18 protein-coding genes are annotated in these 17,335 nt (G+C 71.6%); 10 read left to right on the top strand and 8 right to left on the bottom strand.

Features of this window, described 5'->3' with window-relative positions:
- Nucleotides 1-500 precede the first annotated feature (500 nt).
- Nucleotides 501-1,022: a DUF2244 domain-containing protein gene (locus ACLBXP_RS16810; protein WP_447668898.1), complete on the bottom strand. Its 522-nt coding sequence runs from the start codon at nt 1,020-1,022 to the stop codon at nt 501-503.
- A gap of 20 nt (nt 1,023-1,042) precedes the next feature.
- Here ACLBXP_RS16810 and nth point away from each other — a divergent pair, with 20 nt between their 5' ends.
- Complete coding sequence (gene nth, locus ACLBXP_RS16805; protein WP_447668890.1) at nt 1,043-1,786, top strand: endonuclease III; 744 nt, start codon at nt 1,043-1,045, stop codon at nt 1,784-1,786.
- 201 nt (nt 1,787-1,987) lie between these two features.
- Nucleotides 1,988-2,782 (top strand): phosphoribosylaminoimidazolesuccinocarboxamide synthase, encoded by a 795-nt coding sequence (gene purC, locus ACLBXP_RS16800; protein WP_447668889.1) that lies wholly within the window; start codon nt 1,988-1,990, stop codon nt 2,780-2,782.
- Here purC and ACLBXP_RS16795 read toward each other — a convergent pair.
- The 4 genes from ACLBXP_RS16795 to ACLBXP_RS16780 are packed head-to-tail and all read right to left on the bottom strand — an operon-like array spanning nt 2,776 to nt 7,586.
- A complete protein-coding gene (locus ACLBXP_RS16795) occupies nt 2,776-4,383 on the bottom strand; it encodes a glycosyltransferase (protein WP_447668888.1) in 1,608 nt (535 codons plus the stop codon). The genes purC and ACLBXP_RS16795 overlap by 7 nt on opposite strands.
- A gap of 1 nt (nt 4,384) precedes the next feature.
- Entirely contained in the window at nt 4,385-6,385 is a 2,001-nt protein-coding gene (locus ACLBXP_RS16790) for a glycosyltransferase family 2 protein (RefSeq protein WP_447668897.1), read from the bottom strand.
- 55 nt (nt 6,386-6,440) lie between these two features.
- On the bottom strand, nt 6,441-7,082 hold the full coding sequence (locus ACLBXP_RS16785; protein WP_447668887.1) for a hypothetical protein: 642 nt from the start codon (nt 7,080-7,082) through the stop codon (nt 6,441-6,443).
- Between the two features lie 18 nt (nt 7,083-7,100).
- Nucleotides 7,101-7,586 (bottom strand): invasion associated locus B family protein, encoded by a 486-nt coding sequence (locus tag ACLBXP_RS16780; RefSeq protein WP_447668896.1) that lies wholly within the window; start codon nt 7,584-7,586, stop codon nt 7,101-7,103.
- A gap of 276 nt (nt 7,587-7,862) precedes the next feature.
- On the opposite strand from ACLBXP_RS16780, the gene ACLBXP_RS16775 reads away from it, so the two are divergent.
- Nucleotides 7,863-8,240, top strand: a complete 378-nt coding sequence (locus ACLBXP_RS16775) for a hypothetical protein (RefSeq protein ID WP_447668886.1) — start codon at nt 7,863-7,865, stop codon at nt 8,238-8,240.
- A 41-nt stretch (nt 8,241-8,281) separates the two neighbouring features.
- Here the strand turns inward: ACLBXP_RS16775 and ACLBXP_RS16770 are convergent, their stop codons facing one another.
- A complete protein-coding gene (locus tag ACLBXP_RS16770) occupies nt 8,282-9,016 on the bottom strand; it encodes a M48 family metallopeptidase (protein WP_447668885.1) in 735 nt (244 codons plus the stop codon).
- A 60-nt stretch (nt 9,017-9,076) separates the two neighbouring features.
- Nucleotides 9,077-10,369: a polyhydroxyalkanoate depolymerase gene (locus tag ACLBXP_RS16765; RefSeq protein WP_447668884.1), complete on the bottom strand. Its 1,293-nt coding sequence runs from the start codon at nt 10,367-10,369 to the stop codon at nt 9,077-9,079.
- 232 nt (nt 10,370-10,601) lie between these two features.
- Between ACLBXP_RS16765 and ACLBXP_RS16760 the strand changes: the two genes are divergently transcribed.
- The 6 genes from ACLBXP_RS16760 to rcdA all read left to right on the top strand — a co-directional run bounded on the left by ACLBXP_RS16760 (nt 10,602) and on the right by rcdA (nt 14,939).
- Complete coding sequence (locus ACLBXP_RS16760) at nt 10,602-11,987, top strand: ActS/PrrB/RegB family redox-sensitive histidine kinase (RefSeq protein ID WP_447668883.1); 1,386 nt, start codon at nt 10,602-10,604, stop codon at nt 11,985-11,987.
- A gap of 38 nt (nt 11,988-12,025) precedes the next feature.
- A complete protein-coding gene (locus ACLBXP_RS16755; protein ID WP_447668882.1) occupies nt 12,026-12,628 on the top strand; it encodes an ActR/PrrA/RegA family redox response regulator transcription factor in 603 nt (200 codons plus the stop codon).
- 124 nt (nt 12,629-12,752) lie between these two features.
- On the top strand, nt 12,753-12,986 hold the full coding sequence (locus tag ACLBXP_RS16750) for a hypothetical protein (RefSeq protein WP_447668881.1): 234 nt from the start codon (nt 12,753-12,755) through the stop codon (nt 12,984-12,986).
- 206 nt (nt 12,987-13,192) lie between these two features.
- On the top strand, nt 13,193-13,432 hold the full coding sequence (purS, locus tag ACLBXP_RS16745; protein ID WP_447668880.1) for a phosphoribosylformylglycinamidine synthase subunit PurS: 240 nt from the start codon (nt 13,193-13,195) through the stop codon (nt 13,430-13,432).
- Entirely contained in the window at nt 13,432-14,112 is a 681-nt protein-coding gene (gene purQ, locus ACLBXP_RS16740) for a phosphoribosylformylglycinamidine synthase subunit PurQ (RefSeq protein ID WP_447668879.1), read from the top strand. The genes purS and purQ overlap by 1 nt, the downstream gene beginning before the upstream one ends.
- 299 nt (nt 14,113-14,411) lie before the next feature.
- Nucleotides 14,412-14,939, top strand: a complete 528-nt coding sequence (rcdA, locus tag ACLBXP_RS16735; RefSeq protein WP_447668878.1) for a protease adaptor protein RcdA — start codon at nt 14,412-14,414, stop codon at nt 14,937-14,939.
- Between the two features lie 129 nt (nt 14,940-15,068).
- Here rcdA and rpmE read toward each other — a convergent pair whose 3' ends face one another.
- Nucleotides 15,069-15,329 carry a 50S ribosomal protein L31 gene (rpmE, locus tag ACLBXP_RS16730; protein WP_447668877.1) on the bottom strand — a complete coding sequence of 87 codons (261 nt, stop codon included), beginning with the start codon at nt 15,327-15,329 and terminating at the stop codon, nt 15,069-15,071.
- Between the two features lie 160 nt (nt 15,330-15,489).
- On the opposite strand from rpmE, the gene ACLBXP_RS16725 reads away from it, so the two are divergent.
- Entirely contained in the window at nt 15,490-17,331 is a 1,842-nt protein-coding gene (locus ACLBXP_RS16725) for an ABC transporter transmembrane domain-containing protein (protein ID WP_447668876.1), read from the top strand.
- Nucleotides 17,332-17,335: the final 4 nt, after the last annotated feature.

Genomic DNA, 17,335 nt, shown 5'->3' with positions numbered 1-17,335 from the left:
GCTCTGAGCCAGGATCAAACTCTCAAGTTGAAGAGCTGATCTCAGCTGATCACAACATAACGGAAGCACACCTCAACCAGACCAAACCAACTACGACAGCACCCCAAGGGGAAACCCCAAGGGACACAGCCACAGCTGCCCGGACCCGGTCGGTGAGCTCTACGAAACGTCGGTCAAGCTTCATCTCTCGATGCCCCAGCCTCTCAGCCAGAGCCGCAAGGACAAGCCGCCCACGCTTCTCTTCCTCAGATCAACTTGTCAAAGAACACCGGCCTCGAAAGACCAGGCCCGCACCCTTGCGAGGACGAACGATCGCTTCGGCGCCTGCGCCGAACAACCCGCTCAGTCTGTGCAAGAGACGTTTCAGCGCCCGGGCCACTTCCGCGGCCGGCGCCGATGAGCAGCGGTATACGGACACCCATTCAGGCCGTCAACACGCGATTCTGCTGCAGTGCAAAAAAATGTGTCGCAGGCCGTCGCAGGCGATGCGGCTCAGGCGGTCAGTAGCCTTTCTTGACCTGCGCGAGGGCGCTGCTGAGACCGCGCTCGATCCGGGCGCGCTCGTCCGGTGAGGCATCCCGCGCGACGACGACGTGCTCGCGCCGGGAGACCAGGGTCAGGCGCTGCAGGCCGTACTCCTCGTCCTCCACCTTGGTGAGTTTCGTCCACAGCGGGTTGAACCGCCACTCCCGCCGCTCGCCCCGGTGGCTGACCCGGGCGAGCATCACCTCGATCTGCGAGATCATGACCTCCTCGAAGGAGCGCCCGTGCCGGAAGCTCGCCTTGAGGGCGAGGTAGACGGCGAGCATGTCGAGGCCGAAGAAGCCGGCGATCGGCCAGAAGCCCATCCGCCAGCACCAGACCGAGATCACCACGGAGACGAGGCAGCAGCCACCCATCACCACGCGGAAGCCGAGGCGGGTGAGGGACTGATGGGGCCGGATGACCGCCGAGAAGACCGGGCGATCGAGCGTATCCGGATCGAGCCCGTCGGGATGGGCGGAGATGTTGCCGCGGTCCATCCGCTCCATATAAGGCGTCGATGGCTCCCCGGAAATCGAACCGCGTCAACAAAGCCGCGCCCGGCGGCCGCCTCGCGCCGGTGCTCACCGCGCGGGCGGCACCCGCCCCCGAGCCGGCCGACGCCGCGGCGGTGGCAGAGATCTTCCGGCGCCTCAGTGCGCTGAACCCAGAGCCGCGGGCCGAGCTGCAGTACCTCAACCCCTACACGCTGCTCGTCGCGGTGGTGCTCTCCGCCCAGACGACGGACCGCAGCGTCAACCTCGCCACGGCCCCCCTCTTCGCAATCGCCGACACGCCCGAGAAGATGCTGGCCCTCGGGGAAGAGCGCGTGCGCGCCTTCATCCGCACCATCGGCCTGTTCAACACCAAGGCCCGGAACGTGATCGCGCTGTCACGGATCCTCGTCGAGGCGCATGGCGGCGAGGTCCCGCGGGAACGGGAACACCTCGAAGTGCTGCCCGGCGTCGGCACCAAGACCGCGAGCGTGGTCCTCAATGTCGCCTTCGGCGTCGAGACCATCGCGGTGGACACCCACATCTTCCGCGTCTCGAACCGCATCCCCCTGGTGGTCGCCGCCACCACCGACCGGGTGCAGGCGGGCCTGGAGGCGATCGTCCCCGCCCCCTACCGCCTCAACGCCCATCACTGGCTGATCCTGTTCGGGCGCTACGTCTGCAAGGCGCGCCGGCCCGAATGCCCGCGCTGCCCGATCAACGATCTGTGCCGCTATCCCGCCAAGACCCTGGACCAGACCGCGGGATAGCGGCCGCCGGGCGGATCCTGCACCGCCGTCCCGCATGGCTGGCGCCCGGCTAACGCGTTGTGCTGCAAGCCCGCTTCGGGTAGTTTGCACGCCAGCCGGCGGGGCCTCCGGCAACGGCGTATCCCCGCGGCTCGACCGACACCTTCAGGTCGCCACGCCGCGGATTCCGCAGTCAGTTCGTGCTCTAGGAGTCACCGGCCCATGGACTTCCTCAAACCACGGTACACGCCTATGAACCGCCGCCGTCGCATCTACGAGGGCAAGGCGAAGGTCCTCTACGAGGGACCCGAGCCGGGGACGCTCATCCAGCACTTCAAGGACGACGCGACCGCCTTCAACGCGAAGAAGCACGAGGTCATCGACGGCAAGGGCGTGCTCAACAACCGCATCTCCGAGTTCGTCTTCCAGCACCTGAACGACATCGGCGTGCCGACGCACTTCATCCGCCGGCTGAACATGCGCGAGCAGCTCATCCGCGAGGTCGAGATCATCCCCCTCGAGGTGGTGGTGCGCAACGTCGCGGCGGGTTCCCTCGCGCAGCGCCTCGGCCTCGAGGAGGGCACGCAGCTCCCTCGCTCGATCATCGAGTTCTACTACAAGAACGACCAGCTCAACGATCCGATGGTGTCGGAGGAGCACATCACGGCCTTCGGCTGGGCGACGCCTCAGGAGATCGACGACATCATGGCGCTGGCCATCCGCGTCAACGACTTCCTGTCCGGCCTCTTCCTCGGCGTCGGCATCCGCCTCGTCGACTTCAAGATGGAGACCGGGCGCCTCTGGGAAGGCGACATGATGCGGATCGTCGTGGCCGACGAGATCTCCCCGGATTCCTGCCGGCTCTGGGACATCAAGTCCTCGGACAAGCTCGACAAGGACCGCTTCCGCAAGGATCTCGGCGGCCTGATCGAGGCCTACACCGAGGTCGCCAAGCGCCTCGGCATCATGTCCGAGAACGAGAAGGTGCAGACCGGCGGCCCGCGCCTCGTTCAGTAGTCCGCGGAGCGCCCGTCCGGCAGCGTGAGCCCCGGGCGCAGGCGCGCGTGGGTCGACAGGTTCGGGTCGAAGCCCGGTTGATAATGGGGGTCCTGCGCAAGCAGCGACCCCCATCGCGTCTTGAAGGCCGCGACCTCCCGGAGGTGTCGCGCGCGCGCCTCCCGCGTCCAGCGGCGGCTCGCGGCCTCGCGGTGGTGGAGCACGGCGCCCGGCACGAAGAGCGTGCGGTGGCCGGCGGCGTCGAGGCGCAGGCAGAGATCGACGTCGTTGAAATCCACGGCGAAATGCGCCGCGTCGAAGCCGCCGACCGCGAGGAACTTCGCGCGCTCCACCAAGAGGCAGGCCGCGGTGACGGCCGAGACGCGCCGCGTGGCGCGCAAGCCCGACAGGTAGCCCGCCGCATCGCCGGGGAAGTGGCGGTGCGCGTGCGTGACGAGGCCGCCGGTGCCGAGCACGATGCCGCCGTGCTGGATCCGTCCGGCCCCGTCGAGGAGCCTGGCGCCGACCGCCCCCACCTCCGGCCGCAGCGCCTCGCTGCAGAGGCGGGCGAGCCAGTCCGGCCGGAACGCCTCGACGTCGTTGTTGATGAAGCCGAGAAGCCGCCCGCGGGCGGCCGCCGCCGCGCGGTTGTTCATCGCCGCGAAGTCGAAGGGGCCCGGACAGGGGATGACCCGCGCCTGCCCCTCGGCTTCGAGCGCCCGGAAGTAGGCGAGCGTCTCGGGCTCGCGGCTGTCGTTGTCGCAGACGAGGATCTCGAAATCCGGCCAGTCGGTGCACCCGGTGAGGCTGTCGAGGCAGGTACGCAGGAGGTCGAGCCTGTCGCGGGTCGGCACGATCAGGCTCACGCAGGGCCTCGGCTCCGGCAGCGGCCGCAGCACGGTGGCGATGCCATCGCCGTCGAGGGCGATTCCGCTCGCCCCCTCCCCCGTCCGGTCGAGATAGGCGCGGGCGGCGCGCAGCCGCCCCGCCCGGGCGGCCTCCGCATGCCCCGACATCTCGGGACGCCACAGGGTGAGCGGGACGGGGATGTGCCCGACCGCGCCTGCGCCATGTCGCGCCGCGATGCGCAGGCAGGCCGCGTAGGCACTCTCGCCCGGTTCCGGCGGCGCGCGCAGCGCGAGGACCGGGCCGATATAGTCGATCCCGAGAAGGTAGTCCGGGTCGAAGGCCGGGCGCAGGATCGGGGTCACCGGCCCGCCGGGCGCCCGCTGAACCAGGGCGTCCCCGTAGAGCGCCTGCCAGTCCGGCCTCGCCGCGAAGGCCGCCCCGAGGCGCGCCGTCGCGCCCGGCAGCAGGCTGTGGCCCGCGGGCAGGATGAGGTGGACCGACCCGTCCGACGCTTCCGCGGCGAGGCGATCCTCCGGCACGCGCAGATCCAGGCGGTGATCGATCCCGAACAGCGCGGCGGCGCTCTGGCGCGCGCGCAGGCGCTTTCCACTGAGCCGGGCCCGCAGGATCGCGATGACTTCGCCGGGGTGGCTGAGAGCGATGCGCAGGCCCGCGACGAGGCGCGCGAGCCGGCTTGGCCCGGGCGCGAGCAGGAAGCGGAGCGCGTCGAGCCCCTCCCCTCCCCCACCCGGCAGTCGCTCGGGAGTAGCCATCCTACTCGAGATCCTCGCCGAAGGTCGTGAGCGAGAGGGCGGGATGGTAGAAGGGATCGTGGCGGATGCGCTCGCGCCAGCGCGCAGTGAAGCGCGCCGCCTCGGCCTCGAAGCGTGCGCGGGCCGGGCCGACGCTCGGGCCCCGGCTCACGGACTCGAGGTGGGCGAGGAGTGCCGCTGGCGTCCAGACGGTCTTGTAGCCCGCGGCGTCGAGGCGCAGGCAGAAGTCGACGTCGTTGAAGTCGATCGGGAAGGCCTCGGCGTCGAAGCCGCCGACCGCCTCGTACTTGTTCCGCTCCACCGCGAGGCAGGCCGCCGTGACGCCGGAGACCTCGTGGGCCACGCGAAGCTGCCCGAGGTGGCCCGGCGTGTCCGCCGCGCGGCCCCGCAGGATGTGGCCCGCCCGGCCGCCGAGGCCGACCACGACGCCGGCGTGCTGGAGCGTGCCGTCGCCGTAGAGGAGCTTCGCGCCGACCGCCCCGACCCCCGGCCGGCAGGCCTGCCTGACCAGCGCGCCGAGCCAGTCGGGCCGCAGCACCGCGACGTCGTTGTTGAGGAGCACCACGACGGAGCCCGTCGCGGCGGCGACCCCGGCATTGACCATGGCGGAGAAGTTGAAGGGCTGCGGATGCGCCACGAACCGCACGCGCGGATCGGCACGCAGCGTCTCGTAATGGGCGAGGACCGCCGGCTCGGTCGAGCCGTTGTCGACGATGACGAGCTCGATCGTCGGGTAGTCGGTGCCCTGCAGCACGCCCGCGCAGGCGCGCGCGATCAGGTCGAGCCGGTCGCGGGTGGGGATGACGATGCTGACGCGCGGGGCGGGCTCGGGTAGCGGCCATTGCAGGTGCACGGCACCTGCCTCGACGCGAGGGGATGCGGGGACGCCCGCGTCGGCGAACAGCCGTTCCGCGACGGCACGGTGCCGCTCCGGCGGCCAGGGGGCGTGTATCTCCTCCCCGAGAATCCGGGGCAGGTGGACCGCATGGCCGCTCGCGAGGGCGGCGCGGAGCGCCAGGGTTCCGGCGGCGTCCACGATCGGGCCGGCCGGCGCATCGCCGATGCGCGCGATCAGGTCGGCCGAGAGCAGGCAGGGGCGCCCCGGGTAGAGGGTCGCGAGGGCGAGGTCCGGGCTCCAGTCCGGCCGCAGGACGGGCTGTCCGGTAGGCGTCAGACCGTCGCCGTAGGCGAGGGCCGCGCCGGGATCGCGCACGAGCGCCGCGCCGAGCGTCGCGAGCGCGTCCGGCCGCGGGGTGTCCCCGGGCAGGAGGAGGCAGGTCGGACCGGGGCCGAGCAGATCGCGAAGTGGGCGGGCCTCGTCCCACTCGACCCGGGCGAGATCGGGAGCGCAGGGGCCCGCGCCGGCCTCGGCCGCGATAAGCACCTGGCAGGATGCGCCTTCCTGTCGGCGCAGGGCCGCGAGGGTGTGCGTCACCGCCCCCTCCTCACCCGTTCGCACCGGGATGAAGACGTGGAGGAGCTGCCGGGTGGTCAGGCGCGGGACGGGCGCGGCCCGGGTCGCCGCCCAGGCCCTGAAGCCGCGCCGCGCCACGGCCGCGCAGGCGCCGCGCAGGCTGTCGCGGTAGCGCCGGGCATCACCCCTGACGAGGGCGAGCAGCGCCGCCGGGAGGCGACGGGGGCGCCGAAGGAGCGCCTCGCCGAGCACGCTCGCGTGGCTCCGCAGGGCGACCCGGTGCACCGCGAAGCCCTCCGGCGGCGCGATGCGGATCTCGGTCGCGTCGCGCGGCAGCAGGCCGAGCCAGCAGGCGGTGTCGGCGGCCATCCCGGGCAGCACGAAATCCTGCGGGCCGCCTTCCGCGATGAGGATGCGCAGGAGCGGCCGCAGGGGTGGCGCGAGGGGATCGCTGCTGTAGCTGAGGACGAGCCAGCGGCCCGCGGCGCCCTCGACGTCGAGCCGCAGGGGGAAATCCGCATCCCCGCTGCCCGCGAGGCGGTACGGCGCGGCGCGCCCGAGCCAGGGGCGCGCGCGGAGCCGGCGCATCAGGCCGGGCGGGTTCGCGCCGGCCGGCGGGCTCGTCGCGAGGGGCAAGCCCGGATCACTGGGCGGCACCGGTCCCCGCGCTCTCGGGGGCCGCCGCGACGGGCGCCTTCCGCCTCGGAGGCTTGCGGGCGGGCGCCTTGCCGCCGCCGCCGAGCCCGACCGTGATCTCGTAGGCGCCGGTCATCGCGGGCGGCACGACCAGCCCTTCCTCGACGAAGGAGAAGAAGCCCTGCGCGCTCCCCGCCGGCACCGACACGCTGACGCGGCGGCTGCGCACCGTCACGGGCTTCTCGTCGTAGCGGATCGACACAGTGACGGGCACCTCGGAACTGCCGGGCGACCCCGCGGGCCCGAGGAGCACGCGCCCCTCGACCCCGACCTTGACCATGATCGAGCCGTCCTCGAGCCGAGCGCATTCACGGGCCAGGCGGCCCAGCGTGATCTGCGTCCGGATCTGCGAGCCCGCGAGGGTCTGGAGCGCGGCGCCGCCCTCCGGCACGTCGACCGTCGGGCAGTAGGCCGGTTCCAGGTCCTTGGGCTGCGAGGGCGGCACGGTGGTGCCGCCGTACTTGAAGATGTTGGAGAGGAAATTGCCCTCTTGGGCCGCGGCGGGGCCGCCCGCCAGGACCCCGATGAGCAGCGTCACCGCTGGGCCGACCCGTCCGACCGTCGCGCGTTCCCGTCCGCCGAAAGCCATCGCTCGCTGCGCTCCGTGCTACTTCAGGCTGTCGAAGCCGTTGGCGAACCCCTTCATCGCCAGGGGGATGCCGACGCCCTCCTCGGGCGTCTGGAACACGATGAAGGTCGCCTGGCTGCCGCTGCGGAACTGGCGGACGAGGGTCTCGTCCATCACCACCTCGGCAACGCAACCGGTGGTCAGGCAGCGGATGAAGCCGGCGCGCCCGATATCGGCCTGGTCGATCTTCAGCCCGAGGCCGGAGGGCAGCAGCACGCCGAGGGGCGCCACCACGCGCAGCAGGTAGCCGCGGTTGTCGGCCGTCTTGAGGACGATCACCACGAGGGTGAGGTTGGGCCGGTCCTCGGCGGCGAGGTACTGGACCAGGGCGCACTGCTCGGCCTTGGCGCCGGCCGGCGTCTCGCAGCGCAGCTGCCAGTCGTCGAAGGTCTTGCGCACCATGCCCTGCGCCTGAGCGGGCGGGCCGCCGAGCCCGACCGATGCGACGGCTGCGAGCCCGACCAGGGCCCCGGCCCGCACTCCGCCAACACGCCAATTCCGCAGGCCCACGCAGCGATCCCTTCTCGGGTACGCCCGGCCGCGACCGCGCCGGGTTTACGAAGTCGCGTGTTCCGACCATGCGGGGCCGTGGCGTGTCAAGCGACCCGGCCGCGCCGCCCTCGCGACCATTGGCCGATGGATGGCCGTCCGATCCGGCACATTGTTGCCGTAATGCGCTTTCCCCGCGGCCCCGCGCGCCGTACATCTCAGGGTGATATCCTCTCGTTCCGGATCGCGCTCATGCGTAACCTCGCCCTGCCGGCCCTCCTGCTCCTCGCCGGCCTCTCGCAGGCGGCCGCCCAGTCGCTGCCGGTGGATGAGACCACTTACATCGAGCGCTCGCTCAACCGCTCCGACACGCTGACGGTCGAGCACCCGCCGGTGGCGCGCAATCCCTACGGCCGGCGCGGCGGCAGCGAGGCCGAGATCGCCGGGTTCTGCCGGGAGGGCGGCTACGTCCGCCGCCGCGACGAGTTCGGCAACCCGGTGATCGTGCGCCAGCGCGAGGTCTGCGACAGCGTCGCGCCGCGTACCCTCGACCCCGGCGTGACGGACCCGCGGCCGACCTGGCCGGCCGAGCGCGCGATGCGCGAGCGGGTGCTGCGCGCCAAGGGCTGAGGCGGGCCGATCCGCAACCGGTTCGCCGCGCGGCCGCGGTCTCAGCCGTAGCGGTGCAGGCTCGCGCCGTTGCGCTTGAGCCAGGCCTCGGCCTCGTCGACGTGCGGGCAGAGGTCGCCGACGAGGCGCCAGAACCGGTTCGAGTGGTTCATCTCGCGCAGGTGCGCCATCTCGTGCGCGACGAGGTAGTCGAGCACGAGCGGAGGCGCGAGAATCAGGCGCCAGGAGAAATTGAGCTCCCCGCGGGCCGTGCAGGAGCCCCAGCGGCTGCGCGTGTCGCGGATCGTGATGCGGCTCGGCGACTGGCCGAGCTTCGGCCCGTAGATCGCCACGGCCGCGATGAGGCGCCGGCGGGCCTCCTGGGACAGGAAATCGCGCACGCGCCGGGGCAGGTGCTCGGGCGCGCAGCTCACCGAGAGGACCGGTTCGCCGTCGACCGTCTCCAGCCGGGTCGCGCCGCTGCGCAGGCCGCGATGGACGATGCGGTGCGGGGTGCCGTGCACCGGGACGAGCGCGCCGGCCTCGAAGGCGATGCGCTCGGGAACGCGCGCGAGGCGCGCGGCGATCCAGCCGCCGTGGCTCTCGGCGAAGCGCTGCGCGGTCGCGACGGCGCTGCGGGCAGGCAGCGTCAGCACCACCTCGCCGGTGGCCTGCGAGACCCGCAGCGTGAGCCGCCGGGCCGCCGGCCGCCGCCGCAGGACGATGCGGAAGGGCACGCCCTCGTGAACGATGTCGAGGTGGGCGGGGTCGGGCCGTCGCAGGAGCGCGCGTAGCATGCCCCGAGCTTAACGGTCGCGGAGGCCGGATGGAATGGCCTCCCGGCGATGGCCCGTCGCTCAGACCACGCGGCGCAGGTGCCCGATCGCCGGCATCGCCTCGCGCTGCGACTGCTGCGCGGCGATCTCCCGGATGAAGGAGCCGATGCGCGGCGCGATCACCGAGCGGAAGCGCGAGCCGTTGAACACGCCGTAATGCCCGACGCCCGCCTGGAGGTGGTAGGCCTTGCGCGAATCCGGTAGGTTCGGGGTCAGGTCGAGGGCCGCCAGCGTTTGCCCGACGCCCGAGATGTCGTCGTTCTCGCCCTCGACGGCGAGGATGCCGCAGCGCCGGATCGCACCGAGATCGACCGGCGCGCCGTGGTGGCGCATCGTGCCCCTGGGCAGCGCGTGATCGACGAACACGGTCCGCACGGTCTGCAGGTAGAACTCGGCCGTCAGGTCCATCACGGCGAGGTACTCGTCGTAGAACTCGCGGTGCTTCTCGGCCGAATCGCCGTCACCGGTGACGAGGTGCTCGAACATGTCGGTGTGGGCGGTGACGTGCCGGTCGAGGTTCATCGCCATGAAGCCCGAGAGCTGCAGGAACCCCGGATAGACCTGCCGCCAGGCGCCTGGATGGATCGGCGGCACGAAGGTGATGCAGTTGCGCTCGAACCAGGCCTGGCCGCGCTCCTGCGCGAGGCAGTTCACGGCGGTGGGCGAGCGGCGGGTGTCGACCGGGCCGCCCATCAGCGTCATCGACAGGGGAATGTACGGGCTGTCCTGGGCCTCCAGAACGGCGACTGCGGCGGCCACCGGAACCGCCGGCTGGCAGACCGCCATGACGTGGAGGTCCGGGCCGAGGTCCCGGAACATCTCCTTGAGGTAGTCGATGTAAATGTCGAGGTCGAAGCGGCCGGCGACCAGCGGCACCATCCGTGCGTCAGCCCAGTCGGTGATGAAGACCTGGTGGGTCGGCAGCATCGCCTCGACGGTGCCGCGCAGGAGCGTCGCGTAGTGGCCCGACATCGGCGCGACGACGAGGAGCTTCGGCTGCGGATCGGCCGGCTGGCGCACGAAGCCCCGGTCGAAGGTGATGACCCGGCAGAACGGGCGCTCCCAGACGACCCGCTCGGTCACCGGCACGCGGACGCCGTCCACCACCGTCTCGTTCAGGCCGAACGAGGGCTTGCCGTAGCGGCGCGTCACGCGCTCGAACATCTCGCAGCCCGCGGCGATCGAGCGCGCATAGGGCGAGTAGGACATCGGGTTGGCGGGGTTGCCGAGGCTGTGCCGCGTCATGTCGGCGGCGAGCCGGGCGGGCGTCAGGGCGACGCGCGCGCTCTCGTACCAGAAGTAGGCCAAGTCCATCCCGACAGTCTCCGCGGCTCGGCACTATGCTGCCAAGCCTTGTTCCTTATAGACGACACGCGCTGTCCACCACATGAACCGTACGGCCCACGCCTGTGGAAGTATCGTGCCGGGTCAGCTTCAAACGGTGGATTGCGGGGATTGTTCCGGGTCCGGTCCGGCCGTCCACCGGCAATCGGCCGCCGCTCCGGCTTCTGGATCCTGACCGCCGCGGCCCTATCGTGAAGCGGACATGCCCGACGCTTTGAACACCGGTCTCGTCCGCGACGCCCGACACCTCAGGCTCGACACCTTCGTGCGCCTGCGCTGGCTCGCGATCACCGGGCAGAGCGCGGCGGTGCTGGGCGCGCAGTTCGGCCTCGGCCTGTCGCTGCCCTTCGGCTGGTGCTTCCTGGTGATCGCCGCCTCGTCGTGGCTCAACCTCGCGCTGCGGATCCGCTTCCCGGCGAGCTACCGGTTGAGCGACGACTCGGCGGCCCTGCTGCTCGCCTTCGACATCGTGCAGCTCGCCGGCCTCCTGTTCCTCACCGGCGGCCTGCAGAACCCGTTCTCGCTCCTGTTCCTCGCACCGGTGCTGATCTCCGCGACCGCGCTTCCGCCGGAGCGGACCCTGGCGCTCGGGCTCCTGGCGGTGGGGCTCGCCACGCTGCTCGCCCTCGTCCACCGGCCCCTGCCCTGGTTCGCGGACGGGCGGATCGAGCTGCCGTTCCTCTACATCTCGGGCGTCTGGACCGCGATCCTCCTCGGCACCGCCTTCACGGGCGTCTACGCCTGGCGCGTTGCCGAGGAGACGCGCCAGCTCGCCCAGGCGCTGGCCGCCACCGAGCTGGTGCTCGCCCGGGAGCAACACCTCTCGCAGCTCGACGGGCTGGCGGCGGCGGCGGCGCACGAGCTCGGCACGCCGCTCGGCACCATCATGGTGGTCACGAAGGAGCTCATCCGGCAGCTGGGGCCCAGCGCTTCCCCGAACGTCGCGGAGGATCTGCACCTCCTGCGCGAGCAGGTGGACCGCTGCCGGGGCATCCTCTCGAAGCTGACCTCCCTGCACGGGGACGAGGCCGGCTTCCTTGAGACCGTCAGCTTCAGCCACCTTGTCGAGGAGCTGGTGGCGCCGCAGCGGGCGCTCGGCATCGCGCTGGCGGCCTCCAGCCGGGGCGAGGGCCCGGAGCCGCATTGCCGGCGCAACGCCGGGGTGATGTTCGGCCTCGCCAACATCCTCGACAACGCGGTGGACTTCGCCGAATCGTCCGTGATCCTCGAAGCCCGCTGGACGCTGGAGCGGGTCTCGCTGGAGATCCGCGACGATGGGCCGGGCTTCTCCAGCGAGGTGCTGCTGCGCGCCGGCGAGCCCTACGTGACCACCCGCAGCCCCGAGCAACGGGTGGGCACCGACACGGTGGGCGCGGGCCTCGGCCTCGGCCTGTTCATCGCCAAGACGCTGATCGAGCGCTCGGGCGCACAGATCACCCTGTCGAACGCGGCGGGCTCCGGCGCCCACGGCGCCCTGGTCCGCGTGTCGTGGGCGCGGCACATCTTCGAGCGCGGCGCAGCACCGCGCCACGCGCACGAAATCAAGGCGGTCCCACCCCTAACGCACGGCGATGCAGCGCCTATATAAACCTCTGAAGATTCACGACGAACTTGGAGGAGCGTCGCATGCTGACGCAGACCGGAAGTGCCCCCCCGGCCACTGATCCCATGACCCTGTCCGACACCGATCCGCTCGCCGCCTTCAGCGACCGCAGCCTGCTCATCGTGGACGACGACAAGCCGTTCTCGACGCGCCTCGCGCGGGCCATGGAGAGCCGCGGCTACGTGGTGCAGGTCGCCGAGAGCGTGGCGGAGGGCGTCTCCGCCGTGGAGGCGCAGGCCCCGGCCTTCGCGGTGATCGACATGCGCCTCGGAGACGGCAACGGCCTCGACGTGATCGCCCGCCTGAAGGAGCGGCGCCCGGAGGCGCGCGGCGTCATCCTGACCGGCTACGGCAACATCGCGACAGCCGTGACGGCCGTGAAGCTCGGCGCCTTCGACTACCTGGCGAAGCCCGCCGATGCCGACGAGATCCACGGCACGCTGATGGCGCAGCCGGGCGAGCGCGCCGACCCGCCGGAGAACCCGATGTCGGCCGACCGGGTCCGCTGGGAGCATATCCAACGCGTGTACGAGCTGTGCGGTCGCAACGTCTCCGAGACTGCGCGCCGCCTCAACATGCACCGCCGGACGCTCCAGCGCATTCTCGCCAAGCGCGCGCCGCGCTGAGCGGCGCCGAGGGCGCGCGCCCTCGACGCGGTTGCGCCACGGTCGTCAATCGCGCTACTGCGCAGCCGCGCGTCCGCATCCGTGGCGGGCGCGCGGCTTCTGATCGACCGGCGGATCCGCACCCGTGAACACCCGCAATCTCATCACGATCCTCAGCATGATGGTGCTGGTCGGGACGGAAGTCTTCGCCGTCGCGATCGCGGCCGGCTGGGCGACGGCCGGCCTGCTCGACCTCGGCGATCGCGTCGGGCACGTCCTGATGGGCCTGTTCAGCCTGATCGCGGCCTGGATCATGCTGCAGCTCTGGCGTCGCGCGGTCAGCATCGAGCCGATCCGCGGCAGGCCGCCCGGCCGCTGAGCCGGCCTGCGCGGTGGACGCGGCGCGGGGCCCGCGATAATCGTTGCCGGTGAGGCCTACGGCGAACCGCGGCGGCCGGCCGGTGCTGCGGGGCTCCCCCTCCGACAGCGAATCGGCGGGACGAACGGCCCCAGGCGGTTCGGAACCCGTGCCGGCGCAGCGAACCAGCGTGACGACGTGCTGGATCCAGACATGAGTGAGAGACCATGAAAGCGCGCATCATCGTCACCCTGAAGACGGGCGTCCTGGATCCGCAGGGCAAGGCGATCGAGGCCGCGCTGAAGTCCTTCGGCATCGAGGACGTGGGCAGCGTGCGGCAGGGCAAGGTTTTCGACGTCGAGATCGCGGACGGCGACCGGGCGGGCGCCGAGGCGACGCTGAAATCGGCCTGCGAGAAGCTCCTGGCCAACACCGTCGTCGAAAACTACGCCATCGAGATCGCCTAATGCGCGCGGCGATCGTCGTTTTTCCCGGCTCCAACCGCGACGGCGACGTGGCGCGGGCGCTGCGCCTCGCGGGCGCAGAGGTCGTGAAGGTCTGGCACGCGGACACGGAGCTGCCGGCCGGCACCGACCTTGCCGTGCTGCCGGGCGGCTTCTCCTACGGCGACTACCTGCGCTGCGGTGCCATCGCGGGCCGCGCGGCGGCCATGGATGCGGTGCGCGCCCACGCGGCCCGCGGCGGCCTCGTCCTCGGCATCTGCAACGGCTTCCAGATCCTGTGCGAATCGGGCCTGCTGCCCGGCGTCCTGATGCGGAACGTCGATCGCCGCTTCATCTGCCACCGGCAGCTCCTGCGGGTGGAGCGCGCGGACACCCGCTTCACCTCGGCCTACGAGGACCGGCAGGTCATCGACGTCTGCGTGGCGCACGGCGAGGGCAACTACTTCGCCGATGCCGAGACGGTCGCACGCCTCGAGGGCGAGGGCCGCGTCGCCTTCCGCTACTGCGACGCCAGCGGAGCGCTGACGGTCGATGCGAACCGGAACGGGTCCCTCAACTCGATCGCGGGCATCTACTCCGATAAGCTGAACGTCCTGGGGCTGATGCCGCACCCCGAGAACTTCGTGGAAGGCCTGGTTGGCGGCACGGATGGGCGCGGGCTGTTCGCGAGCCTCGCGGCCTGAGGGCCGGGCTTAACCGGCCGTTAACCTTTCCGTGGGATGAAGGGGTCATCCAGTCTTCTGGATGAGGAGTGTGACTTCCGTCCACTCTGTTTGATGCCTCCCTGTAGACTCATGCAAGGCCGCCCTCTGGGCGGCTTTTTTTTGGCCTCAGCAATCTCCGCCCCGCCGCCCGGTAAGGTTAACGGTCGGTTAAGGAAGCCGATCGGCCCCTCCGGCGTTAGAGTTGCGCAACGAGCGCCGAGCCTGCCGCGAGCGTCCCGGCAAGGGACGCCGGATCCCGGCACGGCACAGGAGGCACGATGAACGAGTTCGACGTCACCTTCCGGGACGACCGCGACTGGGTCCATTTCGGAGAGACCTACGTCGGATCCGACGCGTTCCGAACGTTGTTCTGCGACGGCATGGCGCTCGTGGAGGAGACCGCCGCCTACCTCGACGGCGACGGCCGCGAGGAATCGCGCTTGATCTCCCGGGACGCCACCCTGGGCTACGCGGCCGAGAGCATGCGGCTCACCACGCTCCTGATGCAGATCGCCTCGTGGCTCCTCGTGCAGCGCGCGGTCGCCGAGGGCGAGCTGACGCCGGGTCAGGCGCTCCAGGAGAAGACCCGCGTCCGCCTCGCCGTCCCGGAGCCGTCCCGCTCCGACGCCTTCGCGCTGCTGCCCCCGCGCCTCCAGGACCTGATCGTGCGCACGCGCCGCCTGCACGCCCGGATCCTGCACCTCGACGACCTGATCTCCGAGGACCGTCCGACGCCGGTGCCGACGGAGAGCCCGGTCACCGCTCAGCAGAGCCTTCTCCGCTCCGCCTTCGCGGGCCGCGCCTGATCCGGGAGCGGGGCTGCCGGGGCCCGGACACGCGAAGGGGCGGCATCCCGGCCGGGATGCCGCCCCTTCGCGTGTCTCGAACCCGGGCTTCGGCGCGGTGAGCCGCGCCGCGCCGTTCAGGAGGCCTTGTCAGGAGGCCTTGCGGCCGAGACCGATGTTGCCGAAGCGCGAGTTGAAGCGCGAGACGCGGCCGCCGCGATCGAGCATCTTCTGCTCGCCGCCGGTCCAGGCCGGGTGGGTGAGCGGGTCGATGTCGAGGTTGAGGGTGTCGCCCTCCTTGCCGTAGGTCGACCGGGTCATGTAGTCCGACCCATCGGTCATCACGACCTTGATGAAGTGGTAGTCGGGATGCTCGGTCCCCTTGGCCTTGTCGGCCGCGCTCTTTGCCATAACAACGTCCTCGGATAGCCCAAGCCGATCGGTCCGCGCTCCGCGCCCCGCGGCCATTCAACACGCGCAATCGGATGAAGGCGCGCCTATACCGCAGCCCGTCGCCCCGAACAAGCGTGCAAGAACGACGACGACACCGGAGGAAGCACGATGAGGCACTATGGCCCGTAAGCAGAGAAGCGAGGCCGGCCGCAACCGGGCGCCGCTCGGCTCCCTGCGCCCGCTCATCCCCTTCGCCGCAGCCTACAAGGGCCGCATCCTGGCCGCCTTCCTGTCGCTGCTGGCCGCCTCCGGCGCGACCCTGGTGGTGCCCGTCGCCATGCGCCGGGTGATCGACCACGGCTTCTCGCCCGAGGGCCAGAGCGTCATCAACGCCTACTTCCTCGCGCTCCTCGGGGTCGTGGCGGTCCTCGCCCTGTCGAGCGCGGCCCGCTACTACACCGTCGTGACCCTCGGCGAGCGCGTCGTCGCCGACCTCAGGACGGCGGTGTTCCGGCGCCTCACCATCCTCGACCCCGCCTTCTTCGACCGGACGCAGTCGGGCGAGATCGTCTCGCGCCTCACCGCCGACGCCACGCAGGTCAAGGCGGTGTTCGGCGTCTCCATCTCGATCCTCCTGCGCAACGCCTTCCTGTTCGTCGGCGCGGTGGCCATGATGGTCATCACGAGCCCCAAGCTGTCGGTGCTGGTGCTCGCCGCCATCCCGCTCATCGTGTTCCCGCTGATTCTCTCCGGCCGCGGCGTCCGGCAGCGCTCGCGGGCCGCGCAGGATCGCCTCGCGGACGCCTCGGCCTACGCCGCGGAGGCGGTGGGGGCCGTGCGGACCATGCAGGCCTTCGGCATGGGGCGGGCCACGGCCGCGCGCTTCGCGGAGGCCTCCGAGAATGCCTACGGGGCCGCGCGCGCCTCGATCCGGGCACGCGCCCTGCTGACCGGCGTCGCGATCTTCCTCATCTCCGCGAGCGTCGTCGGCGTGATGTGGTACGGCGCCCAGGGCGTCCTGAGCCACCAGATGACCGCGGGCGAGCTGTCGCAGTTCGTGCTCTACGCCGTGTTCGGGGCGAGCGCGCTGGGGCAGCTCTCCGAGGTCTACGGCGAGCTCGCCCAGGCGGCGGGCGCCGCCGAGCGACTGGGCGAGATCCTCGCCGCCGAGCCCGCGATCCGCGCGCCGGCCGCACCGCAGGAGCTGCCGGCGCCGCCCCGCGGCGCGGTGAGCTTCGATGCCGTGCACTTCGCCTACCCGACGCGGACCGAGCGGGCCTCCCTCGACGGGATCAGCTTCACGGCGGCCCCGGGCGAGCGCATCGCCCTCGTCGGCCCCTCGGGGGCCGGCAAGACCACGGTCCTGCAGCTTCTCCTGCGCTTCTACGACCCGCAGAGCGGCAGCGTGCGCGTCGACGGCGTCGACATCGCCCGGGTCGACCCGGAGGCCCTGCGCGAGCGCCTGTCGCTGGTGCCCCAGGACCCGACCGTGTTCTCGGGCAGCGTCCTCGAGAACATCCGCTACGGACGGCCCGGGGCGAGCGAGGACGAGGTGCGGCGCGCCGCCGAGCTCGCCAACGCGGACGGCTTCGTGCGCGCCCTGCCCCAGGGCTACCACACGCAGGTGGGAGAGCGCGGCGTGACCCTGTCCGGCGGCCAGCGCCAGCGCGTCGCCATCGCCCGCGCCATCCTGAAGGACGCCCCGATCCTGCTCCTCGACGAGGCGACCTCCGCCCTCGACGCGGAGAGCGAGCGCGCCGTTCAGGCCGCCCTCGACACGCTGATGCGCGGCCGCACGACGCTGGTGATCGCCCACCGCCTCGCCACGATCCGCGCTGCCGACCGCATCCTGGTGCTCGACGAGGGCCGCATCGTCGAGGAGGGCACCCACGAGAGCCTGCTCGCCCAAGGGGCGCTCTACGCGCAGCTCGCCGCCCTGCAATTCACCGACGCCCTCGACGAGACGGCCCGCGGGAAGGAGCCGCGGATCCGCGCCGCCACCCTGCCGGCGGCGGAGTAGGACC

The organism is Methylobacterium sp. A54F, assembly GCF_053346035.1.
This window is presented reverse-complemented; position numbering and strand designations above follow the sequence as displayed.